Origin of the sequence: Nonomuraea sp. NPDC050478 (genome assembly GCF_044458265.1) — a bacterium.
In the GTDB taxonomy this organism is placed as follows: Bacteria; Actinomycetota; Actinomycetes; order Streptosporangiales; family Streptosporangiaceae; genus Nonomuraea; species Nonomuraea ferruginea.
The window spans coordinates 787601-800925 of sequence record NZ_JBITHT010000001.1 but is presented as its reverse complement, the minus strand read 5'-3'; the positions used below and the strand labels follow the sequence as shown (position 1 = coordinate 800925).

The following is a 13325-nucleotide window of genomic DNA, read 5'->3' as shown; positions in this document are numbered from 1 at the left end:
TGTACGTGAATCACGTCTCATGTTGAGAGGGCCGGAGGTTCTCTCCGCGAGCTGAGCGATGCGATTCACGAGGGAGCGGATGTGAAAGTGCCCGATGTGCTCGGCGCCCGCGCCGAGCTGAGCCCCGGCGCGACCGCGCTGGTCGACACGCTCAGCGGGCGTGAGTTCGACTACGCCACGGCCTCTGACCGCGCCGGCCGGATGGCTCGGCACCTGCGTGACGGGCTCGGCGTGCGGCCCGGCGACCGGGTGGCCGTGCTGAGCGGCAACCGGGTCGAGGTGATCGAGCTGCTGATCGCCTGCGGGCGGATCGGCGCGCTGCTGGTCCCGCTGAACTGGCGGCTGTCGGTGCCCGAGCTGGCCGGCATCCTGGACGACTGCGGTGCCGCCGTGGTGCTCTGCGACGACGCCCGTGCGGAGGCGGCCGAGCGGCTCGACGCCAAGGCCGTACGGCTCGGCGCCTCGTACGAGCGGGCCCTCGCCGACGTGGAGCCGCTGTCCGGGCGGTCCTGGAACGACGAGCACGATCCGTGGTACCTGCTCTACACCTCCGGCACCACCGGCCGTCCCAAGGGCGTCATCCAGACCTTCGGCATGGCCGTGGCCAACCATCTCAACATCGGCACCGCCATCGGCCTGACCTCGGCCGACACCACGCTGAACGTGCTGCCGACCTTCCACACCGGCGGCATCAACCTCTACACGCTGCCCACGCTGCTGGCCGGCGGCGCCGCGATCGTGCAGCACGAGTTCGACCCGGCGCTCGCGCTGCGGCTGCTGGCCGAGCGCGGCACCGCCTTCTTCGGCGTGCCCACCATGTACCAGCTCCTGCGCGACCACCCGGACTTCGCCGCCGCCGACCTGTCCGGCGTGCGGTCCTGGGCCTGCGGGGGCGCGGCCCTGCCGGTGCCGCTGCTCCGCGAGCTCGCCGGCCTGGGCATCGTGGTACGGCAGGGCATGGGCATGACCGAGACCGGCCCCACCCTGTTCCTCATCGACGAGGCCCACGCCCTGTCCAAGGCGGGCTCGGTGGGCAAACCGCAGCTGTTCGCCGAGGTGAAGCTGATCGACCAGCACGGCCACGCCGCGGACGAGGGTGAGCTGCTGATCCGCGGCCCGGGCATCACCCCCGGCTACTGGAACCAGCCCGAGGTCACGGCCGCCGCCTTCACCGAGGACGGCTGGCTGCGCTCGGGCGATGTCGCCCGGCGCGACGCGGACGGCTATTACACGATCGTCGACCGGGTCAAGGACATGTACATCTCGGGCGGCGAGAACGTCTACCCGGCCGAGGTCGAGCGCGTGCTGTTCGACCATCCCGCGGTGGCGGAGGCCGCCGTGGTGGGCGTGCCGGACGCGCGCTGGGGCGAGACCGGCAAGGCCCACCTCGTCCTCAGGCAGGGAGCGGAGATCGAGCCCGAGGAGGTGCGCGCGTTCTGCCGCGAACGGCTGGCCGGCTACAAGGTGCCCGCGTACGTCGAGGTGGTCGAGGCCCTGCCGCGCAACGCCGCCGGGAAGATACTCAAGGACCGGCTGCGGGTCGTCACCTGGAGCGAGACGTTCACCGTCGGCCAGCGGGACTTCGACCGGTTCGCCGCGCTGACCGGGGACGACAATCCCCTCCACGTGGACCCCGGCTACGCCGCGACGACCCGGTTCGGCGGCACCGTCGCCCACGGAATGCTCCTGTTCGCCCTGATCCGCACCGCCGTGCGCCGCCACCACCCCCGGGCCGAACTGCTCACGCAGCGCCTGACGTTCCCCGCGCCGACGCGGGCCGGGGAACGGGTCACGGTCACCGCGCGCGCGTCGGCCGACGAGCTGGACCTCACCGTGACCCGGGCCGACGGCACGACCGTGTGCGAGGCCGTCTCGACCATCGGGAAGCGATCTTCCGCGCCGGAGGTCCCGCCCGCGCCGGCGGGAACGGTCCGGAACTCGGGCAGCTGGTGGGACCGGGCGGTCGGGCGCCGCGCCCACCTGGAGCGGACCTTCACCGAGGAGGACCTCGCCGGATACCGGAGCCTGAGCGAAGACACCGCCGACGACACTGTGCCCGAGCCGTTGGTCGCGGGGTTGTTCTCCGCGCTGCTCGGCACCGACCTGCCGGGCAACGGAACCATGTATCTCAAGCAGGAGCTGCGCTTCGACGGCCACGCCAGGCCGGGCGACTCCCTGCGAGCCGAAGTGACCATCAGCGCCGTCCGTCCGGAGAAGGCGCTGGTCGATCTGCGCACCGTCGCGACGATCGGAACGCGCGTGGTGTGCCAGGGCGAGGCGCTCGTCATGGCCCGCCAGTTCGCCCTCTAACCCCCCCTTGAAGAGGAGATCTCCATGAAGCGATCCGGCATCGCGGTAGCCGCGTTACTCGTCCTCGGCCTCACGGCCTGCGGAGGCGCCACCTCGGGCGCCGGCCCGGCGGAAGGGGCGGTGAAGGTCGGGCTCGTGACCTCCACCAGCGGGCTGGTCGCCGGCTACGGCCAGCAGTTCACCGAGGGATTCAAGGCCGGGTTGGACTATGCCACCAAGGGCACCGGCAAGGTCGGTGACACGACCGTCGAGGTGACCTACCACGACGACGCCAGCGATCCGGCCAAGGCCACCGCCGTCGCCACCGACCTGATCGGCAAGGGCTACAAGATCCTCGCGGGTACGGTCTCCTCCGGCGTGGCCATGCAGCTCGCCCCGCTGGCCGCGCAGAACAAGGTCCTCTACATCAGCGGCGCGGCCGCCGCCGACACCGTCACCGGCATCAACGCCTACACCTTCCGCTCCGGCCGCCAGACCTGGCAGGACGTGCGGGTGGCCGAGGCGGTGGTGGACGGCGTGCAGGGCAAGAAGGTCGTCGTCTTCGCCCAGGACTACGCCTTCGGCCAGGCCAACGTGGCCGCCGTGCAGGCCGTGCTCGGCGAGGCGGGCGGCGCGACCGTCACCCCGGTGCTGGTGCCGCTGAAGACCGCCGACTTCACCCCGTTCGCCCGGCAGATCGTGGACGCCGAGCCCGACCTGCTCTTCGTCGCCTGGGCCGGTGACACCGCGGCCAACATGTGGCAGACCCTCGCCCAGCAGGACGTCTTCCAGCACACCAAGGTGGTGACGGGCCTGGCGGACCGTGCCACGTTCAGCTCCTTCGGCCCCGCCGGAGACAAGATCAATTTCTTGGCCCACTACTTCGCCGAGGCCACCGACAACGAGCCCGCCAAGGCCATGGCGACCACGCTCGGCAAGAAGCCGGACATCTTCCACACCGACGGGTTCACCGCCGCCCAGATGCTGGTACGCGCCATCGAGCAGGGTGACGACGTCGACAAGATGATCAGCGGTCTCGAAGGCTGGACGTTCCTCGGGCCCAAGGGTGAGATGACCGTCCGCGCCGAGGACCACGCGCTGCTCCAGCCGATGTTCCAGGCCACCCTGTCCGGAGACGTGCCGCAGCTCACCGGAACGCTCCAGCCGGACCAGGCGGCCCCGCCCACCACCCCGATCAAGCGCTAGCCCGGTGAACACCGATAAGACGAGGGGAGCGCGGCCCGGGACCGCGCTCCCTGACGGGCAGCCCATTCTCGAGACCCGGGAGCTCGGCGTCGCGATCGGCGGGGTCCAGATCCTCAGCGACGTCTCCCTGTCGGTGCGGCGCGGCGAGATCATGGCCGTGCTGGGGCCGAACGGCGCCGGCAAGACGACCCTCTTCAACATGCTCACCGGCCTGCGCCGGCCGACCAGCGGGCGCATCCACCTGCAGGGCCGGGACATCACGGACGAACCGGTCTTCCGCCGGGCGCGGCTCGGCCTGGCCAGAAGCTTCCAGATCACCAGCCTGTTCCCGTCGCTGACCGTACTGGAGAACGTACGGCTGGCCGCGCAGGCACACCTCGGCGGGAGCCTCGCCCTGTGGCGGCGCGTCCGCCGTACCGACCCCGCCCTCGACCAGGCCCGCGCGGCTCTGCGGACAGTCGGCATCGCCGATCACGCCGACGACCCGGCCGCGGCCCTGTCCCACGGCGGCAAACGCAAGCTGGAGGTGGCCCTCGCCATCGTCGGCAATCCCGCCGTACTGATCCTCGACGAGCCGACGGCCGGCATGAGCGCCGAGGACGTGCCGGAACTGACCGAAGTGATCAGGCAGGTGCGCGACACCCACGGCACCACCATCGTGCTCGTCGAGCACCGGATGGACGTCGCGATCGCCCTGGCGGACCGGATGGCCGTGATGCACCACGGCACCCTGCTCGCCTGTGACACGCCCGACAACGTGATGGCCGACCAGGTCGTGCAGTCGGCCTATCTCGGGGAGGCGCTTTGAGCACGCCGGACACGATCCTCTCCGTCTCCGGCCTCGACGTCCATCTCGGCGAGTCGCACGTGCTCCAGGGCGTGTCGTTCGAGGTCCGCTCGGGTGGCGTCACGGCGTTGCTCGGCCGCAACGGCGTCGGCAAGACGACCACCCTGCGCGGTCTGCTCGGGCTGGTCCAGCGCCGGGGCGAGATCCTGCTGGAGGGCAGGGACATCTCCCGCCTGCACACCCACGAGGTGGTCCGGCTGGGAGTCGGCTACGTGCCGGAGAACCGGGACGTCTTCGCCGGCCTCACCGTGCAGGAGAACCTGCGCCTGGCCGAGCGTCCCGGCGGCCCGCACCACTACGACCTGGTCTACGAGCTCTTCCCGCGGCTCCGTGAACGGCTGCGCCAGCGGGCCGGGACGATGTCCGGCGGCGAGCAGCAGATGCTGGCCCTGGCCCGCGCCCTGCTCAACGACAACCGCCTCCTGCTGATCGACGAACCCAGCCAGGGCCTGGCCCCGCACCTGGTGACCCACCTGGCCGACGCCCTCACGCGCGTCGCCACCCTGGTCACCGTCGTGCTGGTCGAGCAGAACCTGAACCTGGTCCGCCGCCTGGCCAGGGACGCGGTGATCCTCGACCAGGGCCGCGTCGTCTGGACCGGCGACGTGGGCCGGCTGCTCAACGACGACGAACGAACACGCGACTACCTCGGAGTGGGGGTGGCACGATGACCGGCCGCCGGGCCGCCTGCCGTACCGGAGCGCGGGCATGAGCACCTTCATCCTCTTGACGATCACCGGGCTCGGCCTGGCGGCGCTCTACTTCCTCGTCGCGTCCGGGCTGTCGCTGATCTACGGGCTCATGGACGTGCTGAACTTCGCGCACGGCGCGTTCCTCACCATGGGCGGCTACGCCGCGTGGCTCGTCGTGGACGCCACCGGAAGCTTCACCCTCGGCGTGCTGGCCGCGATCGTGGTCTGCACCGCGCTGGCGGCGCTGATGGAGACGACGCTGCTGCGACGGCTGTACGGATCGCACGTGCCGCAGGTGCTGCTGACCGTCGGACTGCTGCTGGCGATCACCGCGCTGATCCGGTCGGTCTTCGGATCCGACGCCCACCCGATCGCGACGCCGGCCTGGATGAACGAGGTGACCGAGATCTTCGGCGCCCCGATCCCCAACAACCGGTTCCTGCTGATCCTCGTGGCCGTGGCCGTGTACCTGGCGATGTCGGCCTTCCTGGCCAGGACCCGGTACGGGCTGATCATCCGGGCCGGGGTGGAGAACCGGGCCATGGTGACCGCGCTCGGCATCGACGTACGCCGGGCGTTCACCCTGGTCTTCGCCATCGGCGGAGCGCTCGCCGCCCTCGCCGGCGCGCTCACCGGGGCCATCAACAACGCGGTCTCGCCGGAGCAGGGCATCAGCCTGCTGATCTACGCGTTCATCGTGGTGATCATCGGCGGTCTCGGCTCGTTCCGCGGCTCCGCCTTGGCCGCCGTCCTGGTCGGCCTGCTCCAGCAGTACGCCAACTTCTACGGCCTGGTCGGCGCCGGTGACCTGATCGTCGTCCTCATGCTCGCCGCCATCCTCCTCATCCGCCCCCAGGGCCTGCTCGGAAGGGTCGCCACATGACCGACCAGATGACCCGCCCCGGGGCGGTGGCCACGGCGCGCATCCTGGGTGGCCCGCGCCCGTGGGTCAGACCGGTCTCGCTGGCACTGCTCCTGCTGATGGCCGCGCTGCCCGCCCTCGACGTCCAGATCCCCCTGCTCTTCGACGGGACGCTCGCCAGCCCCGGCGTGCTGCACCTGCTGTCCCTGATGTGCGTGATGGCCGCCATCGCGATCACCTACGACCTGCTGTTCGGCTTCACCGGCCTGCTCTCCTTCGGCCACGGGCTGTACGTCGCGATCGGCATGTACACCACCGCGGTGGTGTTGACCAACACCGGCCTCGGCCTCGGCGGCGCCCTCGGCTACGTGGTGGTGCTCGGCGTGGCCGTGCCGCTGGTGCTCGGCGCCGTCGTCCTGAGGGTCGGCGGCACCGCCTTCACCATGGCGACCCTGGCCTTCGCCCAGGCCGGAGCGATCTTCGTGGTGCGGGACCCGTTCCGGGTGACGGGCGGCGAACTGGGCCTCGCGCTCCCGTACGAGCAACTGCCCGACGTGCTGGTCGGCGTGGTCAACGCCAAGTACCGCTACTGGCTGGCGCTGGCGCTGCTGGTGCTGACCGTCGTGGTGGTGCGCTGGGCGCTGGCCTCCCGACCGGGCCGGGTGTGGCGGGCGATCCGCGACAACGAGACCCGCGTCACCGTGCTGGGCCTGCGCTCCTACGCGTTCAAGCTGATGGCCTTCACCCTGTCGTCGTTCCTGGCGACCCTGGGCGGCATGGTCTACGCGCTGATCGTCGGCGGCGCCCACGCGGAGGTGACCGACTCCACCTTCACGCTCGGGCTGCTGGTCATGGTCGTGCTCGGCGGATCCGGCCGGTTGTCCGGCGCGCTCATCGGCGGCCTCGTCTACACCTACCTGAGCCACCGGCTGGGAGATCTGTCGACCACGGTCAGCGGGCCGCTCAGCGAGCCGATGTTCGTCCTCGGCGTGCTCTTCGTCGCTCTGATCATGTTCCTGCCCGGAGGCATCGTCTCCCTGGTCCGCCGTACCGAGTCCCGAGGAGAAGCGTGACCGTGCGCATCGCCGGAACCGCGAGTTACCTGCCACGCCACCGGATGACCGCGACCGAGATCTCGGCCCTGAGCGGGATACCGGAGGACGTGATCGTCGAGCGGTTCGGGCTGAGCGGCAAGCACATCGCGCCACCCGGCGAACACGTCACCGACATGGCGGCGAAGGCGGGCGCCCAGGTGCTGGCCGAGACCGGGACCGACCCCGCCGACGTGGACGCGGTCGTCTACTTCGGCTCGACCTGGAAGGACCACGCCGTATGGCAGGCCGCGCCGCGGATCGCCCACCTGCTCGGCACGCACCGCGCCTTCGCCCTTGAGCTCGACTACGTCTCCTGCGGCACCCCGGTGGCCTTCCGGGTCTGCCGGGACCTGATGGTCGCCGAGCCGCACCTCAGGCGGGTGCTCGCGGTCGCGGCCAGCCGGGAGTCGTACCTGCTCGACTACACCAACAACCGCTCCCGCTTCGCCTTCACCTTCGGGGACGGCGCCGCCGCGGCGCTGCTCACCCGTGACGGCGGCGTCGCCGAACTGCTCGAAAGCGAGATGATCACCGACGGTTCCTTCTCCCACCAGGTACGGGTCCCCGCCGGGGGCAGCGTCGAGCCCGCCAGCGAGCAGACGGTCAGGAACGGCCGGCACCTGATCGACGTGTCCGACCCGGCCTCGATGAAAGAGGGCCTGGACCGGGTCTCGCTGCCCAACTTCGTGCGGGTGGCCGAAGGGGCGCTCAAACGATCCGGGCTCGGCCTGCACGACGTCGCCCAGCTGTGCGTCCTGCACATGAAACGCTCGATGCACGACGGCCTGCTCGCCGCCCTGGGACTGCCCGCCGACCGCGCCCTCTACCTGGACGACACCGGACACATGAGCGGCGTGGACCCGCTCCTCGCCCTGGACCGCGCGGCGCGCACGGGCAGGCTCAACCCGGACGACATCGTGTTGCTGCTGGCCGCCGGCACCGGCTACACCTGGGCCGCCACCGCGCTGCGCTGGAACGCCTGACCGTCCGAGGGCCGGTCGCCGTCAACCGGTGAAGCGGATCGTCGCCCCTCGGTCGGTGACCGACAGCACGCGGAACGAAAGGCCGCCGACCGATCCCCGGCCGCCTTCCCCGAGGTTGACGCCGCCGCCGGTCATCAACACCCGGCCGTTGACCCGGCGTACGGAGGTCGTCTGAACGGCGACCGTTTCCGCGTCCACCTTGGAGACGCGGATCTTACGGGAGCCGTACTTGGCGGAGACCCGGAAGCTCACCGGCTTGGTGAAGGTGAATTTGCACTTCCCGTCGTAGCAGCTCCGCAGGTTCGGCTTGGCCGCGGCGTCGGCCGGCTGCGCGGCGAGGGCCGGCGCCACGGCGAGTGCGCACGCGAGGGCGATGGCGGTGATGGAGAACCGTTTCATGGTCTGTTCCTACAGGCCGCCGTCCGGGAGGGGTCCCGGGCTTCACGGGATGGGATCGACCGTGCCAGGAGGCGGGCCGGCCGGTTCGTCGAGGAGCCGGAGGTCGGAGGGGCCGATCGTGGCGGAGACCAGCAGCGCCATGATCAGGTTGTGGTTGAGCGTGTTGCCCAGCGGCGGCGGGATCTCCTCCTCCTCCAGCAGCCCGGGCACCTTGGCGCTGAGCCGCTTACGGGTCTGGGTGACGATGTGGGCGGCCCGCTTCGCGGTCCACTTGTCGGCGGGGCGGAGGCGGCCGAGCTCGTCGGCGACCTCGGCCCAGGTCAACGGCTGGGGCCAGGGCTCGGGCCGGAGATACCGCTGGCCCAGGCAGACCAGGACCAGGCGCTCGGCGGTGCTGAGTGGCCACCCGTTCGGGTCGCGGGTGTCGGCCTCCTGGGGGACCCGCGTCGCCGGGTGCGATGCCATGACGATCCGTGTTTCGAACAGGTGCTCCTGCCGGGGGGCGACGATGAACAGCGGTGTGTGGGCCACCGGCAGCGGTGCGCGGTGTCCGGTGAGCACCAGCCGCCCGCCCGGAAGGCGGATGGGCAGGTTGCCGAGGTTGCACAGGACCCATCGCGCGTTCTCGTAGGTGATGAATCCGTGCTGCCGGCTGACGTACGGGTCGTCCAGGCCGACACAGACGTGGACATCCGGCTCGCAGCGCCCGAACACCACGTCGAACCCGGCGTCCGGCGCGACGCGGATCCCGCCGTTGGTCCCCCGGACGTACAGGCTGCCCGGCACGTCCGCCGGAAGTCCGCCGGAGACGGACTCCTCCGGCAAGAGGTCCACCTTGCTGCGGGGGCCGTGTTTCGCCGATGCCATGCCGCTAACCTTTCACGAGCCCGGCAGACCTGACAGAGGGAAGTTCGGGTACATTCGCCGCTCGGTAAGGCTATGGTAGATCCACTCCGAAGGATCACAATTACCACATGGTTGATTACATGCCGCTGACTTCCGGCGACCCCGAGGAGTTAGGCGGTCTCAAACTCCTCGGCAGGCTGGGCCAAGGCGGACAGGGTGTCGTCTACCTCGCCATGACTCCGATGAACGCGCGCGTGGCCGTCAAATGGCTGCACCCGTCTGACGAGGAGAGCATGGCGCGCTTCATGCAGGAGGCGACGCTCTCCCGGCGGGTGGCGACGTTCTGCACCGCGGCTGTGCTCAGCACCGGTGTCGAGCAGGGCCGGCCGTACATCGTCAGCGAGTACGTCGAGGGCCGCTCGCTGGAGCGGATCGTCAGGGAGGACGGCCCGCTCTCCGGCGGTGACCTGGAGCGGCTGGCCATCGGCACCGCCACCGCGCTCGCCGCGATCCACGATGCCGGCGTGGTGCACCGGGATTTCAAACCCGGCAACGTCATCATGGGCGCCGACGGCCCCCGCGTGATCGACTTCGGCATCGCGCGCACGCTCGGCCCGGCCACCATGACGAGCAGCACGCAGATCGGGACCCCCGCGTACATGGCTCCCGAGCAGATCAGGGGGCTCGGAATCGGATCGGCGGCCGACCTGTTCTCCTGGGCCGGCACGATCGTCTTCGCGTCCTGCGGGCGAGCGCCGTTCGGCAACGACGGGACGCACGCCGTGATGAACCGCGTGCTCACGGGGGAGCCCGATCTGGGCGCGCTCGACGAACGGCTGGGCGAGCTGGTGCGGCAGTGCCTGGCCAAGGAGCCGGAGCGCCGGCCGACGGCCATGGACGTGATCACGCGCCTGCTGCGCAATCCGGAGCTCGGCGCCGACCCGCTCGTGGAGGGAACCAGGCAGGCCGCTCCGGACGGCGCTCCGCCCACTGACGGTGGCAGGACGTCGCGCAGGCCGTTCGTCGTCGCCGCCGCGGCTCTGGTCGCCGCGGCCGCCGTGGTGGCCGCGACAGTGCTGCTCGGCCCGCTGCGGACGGGCACGCCCACACCCCCACCGACCGCGGCGGAGTCCACGGCTGCGCCCTCGCCGACCACGCTGCCGGGCGGGCCGATCACGCTCAACGAGAGCCCGTCCGACCCGATCACGCTGACGTCGTACGAGGCCTACGACAAGAAACTCGACGACGACGTCAACTATGCCAGGCAGTCGCTGCGAGGGAAGTTCGACAAGTATCCGGGCAACCTGGAGTCGCGGGTGTCCCCCGACGGCCGCTATCTCGTGGGAAGGCCGGACGACTACACCTCGGACGGGTACGACTCGATCCTCATCACCGATCGGCAGGCGGGCTCCAGTTTCCGGGTCAAAACCGTACGGAAACCGTTGGACACCAGCATCCGCGCCTGGTCGAAGGACAGTTCGAAGGTCCTCCTGAACCTCAACAGGAAGCAGGGCAAGGACGTCTGGACCACCCTGGGCTTCGCCATCGTCGACGTGGCCGGGAACGACGTGGCCCAGAGCAAGGTCCGGGTGGTCGACGTGGCCGACGACTCGATCCGTGACAGCGACTTCGGCTGGGACGGCGCCGATCAGGGCGTCGTCATCGTCTACGGCGAGGACGAGGGGTTGCGCTTCTTCGACGCCGCCGGCAAACCTACGCGCGACCTGCCGGGCGTGGGGCCGCTGGCCTCCGGAACCGTCGACCTCTTCTCGCCCTCGGGCAGGGTGTTCGTGACCGACTGCCCGGGCGACGACGAAAGCGATCACTGCCTCTGGGACGCCGCCACCGGCAAGCAGGCGCACAGGTTCTCCTCTGACTGCGACAAGGTGCTCGGCTGGTACGACGAGTCGCATCTCTACTGCTGGGAGAACGACAACGGCGCCCATGACGAGGTGCGCGTGGTGGCTTTCGACGGCAAACTGCTGCGAAGGCTGCTGGAGTCCCCGGACGAGGCCGAGCTCGCCCCGTTCTTCACGATCAACCCCACCGGTTCGTGAAACACACGCCGGGACCCCTCCCGAAGGAGCCTGCATAGGCTCATCCTTCCGAGCGGAAGGGCGGACATGATGAGCGTGGTGCCACGGAGACGCCGGCGCACGGTGCTGGCGCTCGGGACAGGACTGATCGTCAGCGTGGGGTGCGGCGCCGGTGGTCCTCCAGCGGCGGCGCCCTCCTCTCCTCCGCCTTCGCCTCGTCCTTCGCCTGAGCCGGCCCGGGCGCTGGTCGGCTGGGCGGAGACGATGTGCCTCACCACCCAGCAGGTGGACGGCCCGTTACGGGAGGGACACGAGGAGGACATGGAGGTCTTCGAGGCCGATTGGTACCTCAGCAGCGTGAGCTCCACGGTCGGCGGCGCGATCCAGGCGGTCGAGTCCATGTCCCCGTCAGGCAACGGTGCGGCGGACGCGGAATCCGCGCGGCTGCTGAAAGTGCTCAAGGAGATACAGGGGCAACTGCCCGAGGACATCGACGCGATCACGAAGGCCGCGGACAAGAAGAAGCTGTCCACGGCCGAGCGGCTGGCCGCGGCGGTGGGCGCGATCCCCCCGCAAGCGACCATTCTCACTCAGGTGGTCAAGAGCGATCAGGCGTTGGCCGTCTCCCATGACCTCGCGCCAGGTTGCACACCGTTGACGCCGTCCACCCCGTCGAAGGCGAACGTCTCCGCGCCGACCCGGGCGCTGGTCGGCTGGGCCGCCAGAATGTGCCCCATCAGGGATTCCATGGCGTCCCTGCGGGCGGATCCGTTCGACGATCCGCTGACAGGGGATCCGCGATTCGCCCCGTTCCTCGGGTCACGATTGGCGGAGTACATCTCCTCCGCCGGGACGCGTCTGGACCGGACGCGGGACGCGCTCGCCGAAGTCCCCGCCACCGGCATCCCGGCCGTGGACGAGTACCGCGCGAGCCTGGCCTCCAGAGTCAAGAAAGCGCGCGCGAAACTACCCGAAGGTGACCGGTTCTTCCTGATGCAGCTCCCCGTCGGTCAGCTGAAGAAGCAGGTCAGGCAGGTGTCCAGGGCGACGGCCGGGCTGGAGTCCGCGGCGGACCTGCCCGATCTGGTCGCCGGTCATCCGGAACTCCTCGCCTCTTACGATCTGGCTCCTCAGTGCGAGCCGCTGACCTCGTCCGGTGAACCCGGCGCCACTCCTCTGCCGTCCGCCGAGGACGGCGGAGACCTCGCCGCCTGCCGGGACGGCAAGTGCCAGATCAAGGTGTCCAAGCCGGTCGTGGTCTCGGTCAACGGCGGAAGATACCTGCTCTCGGCCGCGGACAACGGACTGTCGATCGTCCGGGATACCGGCTACATGGTCATCGGCGCGGGAGGCACCGGGCGTTTCGGCGTGACCGGCGGGAAGACCACCGAGTTCCGCGTCAAGGCGCACACCCCGGACGGCGCCGTTCTCGACATCTCCACGAGCGAATGATCAGGCGGCTGGAACAAGTCCGGGCCCGGCGGTAATCGAGCGGCGGCCGGCGGGACTACTGGGTGTGGACGATCCCGAAGAACGATTCACCATGCTGTACGACCGGTACTACCGGAACGTGCTGGGCTATGTGCTGCTCCGCGTCGAACAGGGCGTGGCCGAGGACGTGTGCAGCGAGACGTTCCTCGTGGCCTGGCGGCGGCTCGACGAGTTGCCCGAGCAGGTGCTGCCGTGGCTGCTCGGCGTCGCCCGCAACAAACTCGCCAAGCAGCGTGACGTACGGTACCGGCGCGAGGACCTGGTCGAGCGGATCGCCAAGCTGACCAGTGAGCAGGAGCACGTCGCCTGGGACGTCGCCGAGCACGTGGTGGACCGGGAGCAGGCCATCTCCGCCTTGCGCGCCCTTCCCGAGAAGGACGTGGAGGCGATGATCCTGGCCACCTGGTACGGCCTGACGCCCGACCAGGCCGCGACGGTCATGGGCTGCTCGGCGCGAGCGTTCAACGTCCGGCTGCACCGGGCGCGCAAGCGGCTCGACAGCAGGCTGCGCCAGGAAATGGGAGCCGCGCGACGGCCGATGCGACAGACGCGCGGCCACTTCGCCGAGGAGAGCTGACAC

General features: G+C 70.3%; 12 protein-coding genes. 10 read left to right on the top strand and 2 right to left on the bottom strand.

The window, feature by feature from the left end; translation table 11 throughout:
* Window positions 1-81 precede the first annotated feature (81 nt).
* Genes ACIBF7_RS03730 through ACIBF7_RS03700 form a run of 7 tightly spaced genes read left to right on the top strand, consistent with a single transcriptional unit; the run spans window position 82 to window position 7973 of the window.
* Window positions 82-2310: an AMP-binding protein gene (locus ACIBF7_RS03730; RefSeq protein WP_397196352.1), complete on the top strand. Its 2229-nt coding sequence runs from the start codon at window positions 82-84 to the stop codon at window positions 2308-2310.
* 24 nt (window positions 2311-2334) lie between these two features.
* A complete protein-coding gene (locus ACIBF7_RS03725) occupies window positions 2335-3495 on the top strand; it encodes a substrate-binding domain-containing protein (RefSeq protein ID WP_397196351.1) in 1161 nt (386 codons plus the stop codon).
* A 4-nt stretch (window positions 3496-3499) separates the two neighbouring features.
* Entirely contained in the window at window positions 3500-4303 is an 804-nt protein-coding gene (locus ACIBF7_RS03720; protein WP_397196350.1) for an ABC transporter ATP-binding protein, read from the top strand.
* Window positions 4300-5013 carry an ABC transporter ATP-binding protein gene (locus ACIBF7_RS03715; RefSeq protein WP_148035712.1) on the top strand — a complete coding sequence of 238 codons (714 nt, stop codon included), beginning with the start codon at window positions 4300-4302 and terminating at the stop codon, window positions 5011-5013. The genes ACIBF7_RS03720 and ACIBF7_RS03715 overlap by 4 nt, the downstream gene beginning before the upstream one ends.
* A gap of 37 nt (window positions 5014-5050) precedes the next feature.
* Entirely contained in the window at window positions 5051-5917 is an 867-nt protein-coding gene (locus tag ACIBF7_RS03710; protein WP_148035711.1) for a branched-chain amino acid ABC transporter permease, read from the top strand.
* The gene (locus ACIBF7_RS03705; protein ID WP_397196349.1) at window positions 5914-6969 is read left to right on the top strand and encodes a branched-chain amino acid ABC transporter permease; all 1056 of its coding nucleotides are present in this window, start codon (window positions 5914-5916) and stop codon (window positions 6967-6969) included. The genes ACIBF7_RS03710 and ACIBF7_RS03705 overlap by 4 nt, the downstream gene beginning before the upstream one ends.
* Window positions 6966-7973, top strand: a complete 1008-nt coding sequence (locus ACIBF7_RS03700; RefSeq protein ID WP_397196348.1) for a 3-oxoacyl-ACP synthase — start codon at window positions 6966-6968, stop codon at window positions 7971-7973. The genes ACIBF7_RS03705 and ACIBF7_RS03700 overlap by 4 nt, the downstream gene beginning before the upstream one ends.
* A gap of 21 nt (window positions 7974-7994) precedes the next feature.
* Here the strand turns inward: ACIBF7_RS03700 and ACIBF7_RS03695 are convergent, their stop codons facing one another.
* The gene (locus ACIBF7_RS03695) at window positions 7995-8372 is read right to left on the bottom strand and encodes a hypothetical protein (RefSeq protein ID WP_397196347.1); all 378 of its coding nucleotides are present in this window, start codon (window positions 8370-8372) and stop codon (window positions 7995-7997) included.
* A 42-nt stretch (window positions 8373-8414) separates the two neighbouring features.
* Complete coding sequence (locus ACIBF7_RS03690) at window positions 8415-9239, bottom strand: FHA domain-containing protein (RefSeq protein WP_397196346.1); 825 nt, start codon at window positions 9237-9239, stop codon at window positions 8415-8417.
* A gap of 107 nt (window positions 9240-9346) precedes the next feature.
* Between ACIBF7_RS03690 and ACIBF7_RS03685 the strand changes: the two genes are divergently transcribed.
* From ACIBF7_RS03685 to ACIBF7_RS03675, 3 genes are all read left to right on the top strand, one after another.
* A complete protein-coding gene (locus tag ACIBF7_RS03685) occupies window positions 9347-11275 on the top strand; it encodes a protein kinase (protein WP_397196345.1) in 1929 nt (642 codons plus the stop codon).
* A 78-nt stretch (window positions 11276-11353) separates the two neighbouring features.
* Window positions 11354-12706, top strand: coding sequence for a hypothetical protein (locus ACIBF7_RS03680; RefSeq protein WP_397196344.1), 1353 nt, complete (start codon window positions 11354-11356; stop codon window positions 12704-12706).
* A 64-nt stretch (window positions 12707-12770) separates the two neighbouring features.
* Window positions 12771-13322: an RNA polymerase sigma factor gene (locus tag ACIBF7_RS03675; RefSeq protein ID WP_397196343.1), complete on the top strand. Its 552-nt coding sequence runs from the start codon at window positions 12771-12773 to the stop codon at window positions 13320-13322.
* Window positions 13323-13325 lie beyond the last annotated feature (3 nt).

Bases quoted from the DNA above. Each gene is read 5' to 3' on its own strand.
- ACIBF7_RS03725 (WP_397196351.1), top strand. From the start codon at position 2,335: ATGAAGCGATCCGGCATCGCGGTAGCCGCGTTACTCGTCCTCGGCCTC.
- ACIBF7_RS03710 (WP_148035711.1), top strand. From the start codon at position 5,051: ATGAGCACCTTCATCCTCTTGACGATCACCGGGCTCGGCCTGGCGGCG.
- ACIBF7_RS03705 (WP_397196349.1), top strand. From the start codon at position 5,914: ATGACCGACCAGATGACCCGCCCCGGGGCGGTGGCCACGGCGCGCATC.
- ACIBF7_RS03695 (WP_397196347.1), bottom strand. From the start codon at position 8,372: ATGAAACGGTTCTCCATCACCGCCATCGCCCTCGCGTGCGCACTCGCC.
- ACIBF7_RS03690 (WP_397196346.1), bottom strand. From the start codon at position 9,239: ATGGCATCGGCGAAACACGGCCCCCGCAGCAAGGTGGACCTCTTGCCG.
- ACIBF7_RS03685 (WP_397196345.1), top strand. From the start codon at position 9,347: ATGGTTGATTACATGCCGCTGACTTCCGGCGACCCCGAGGAGTTAGGC.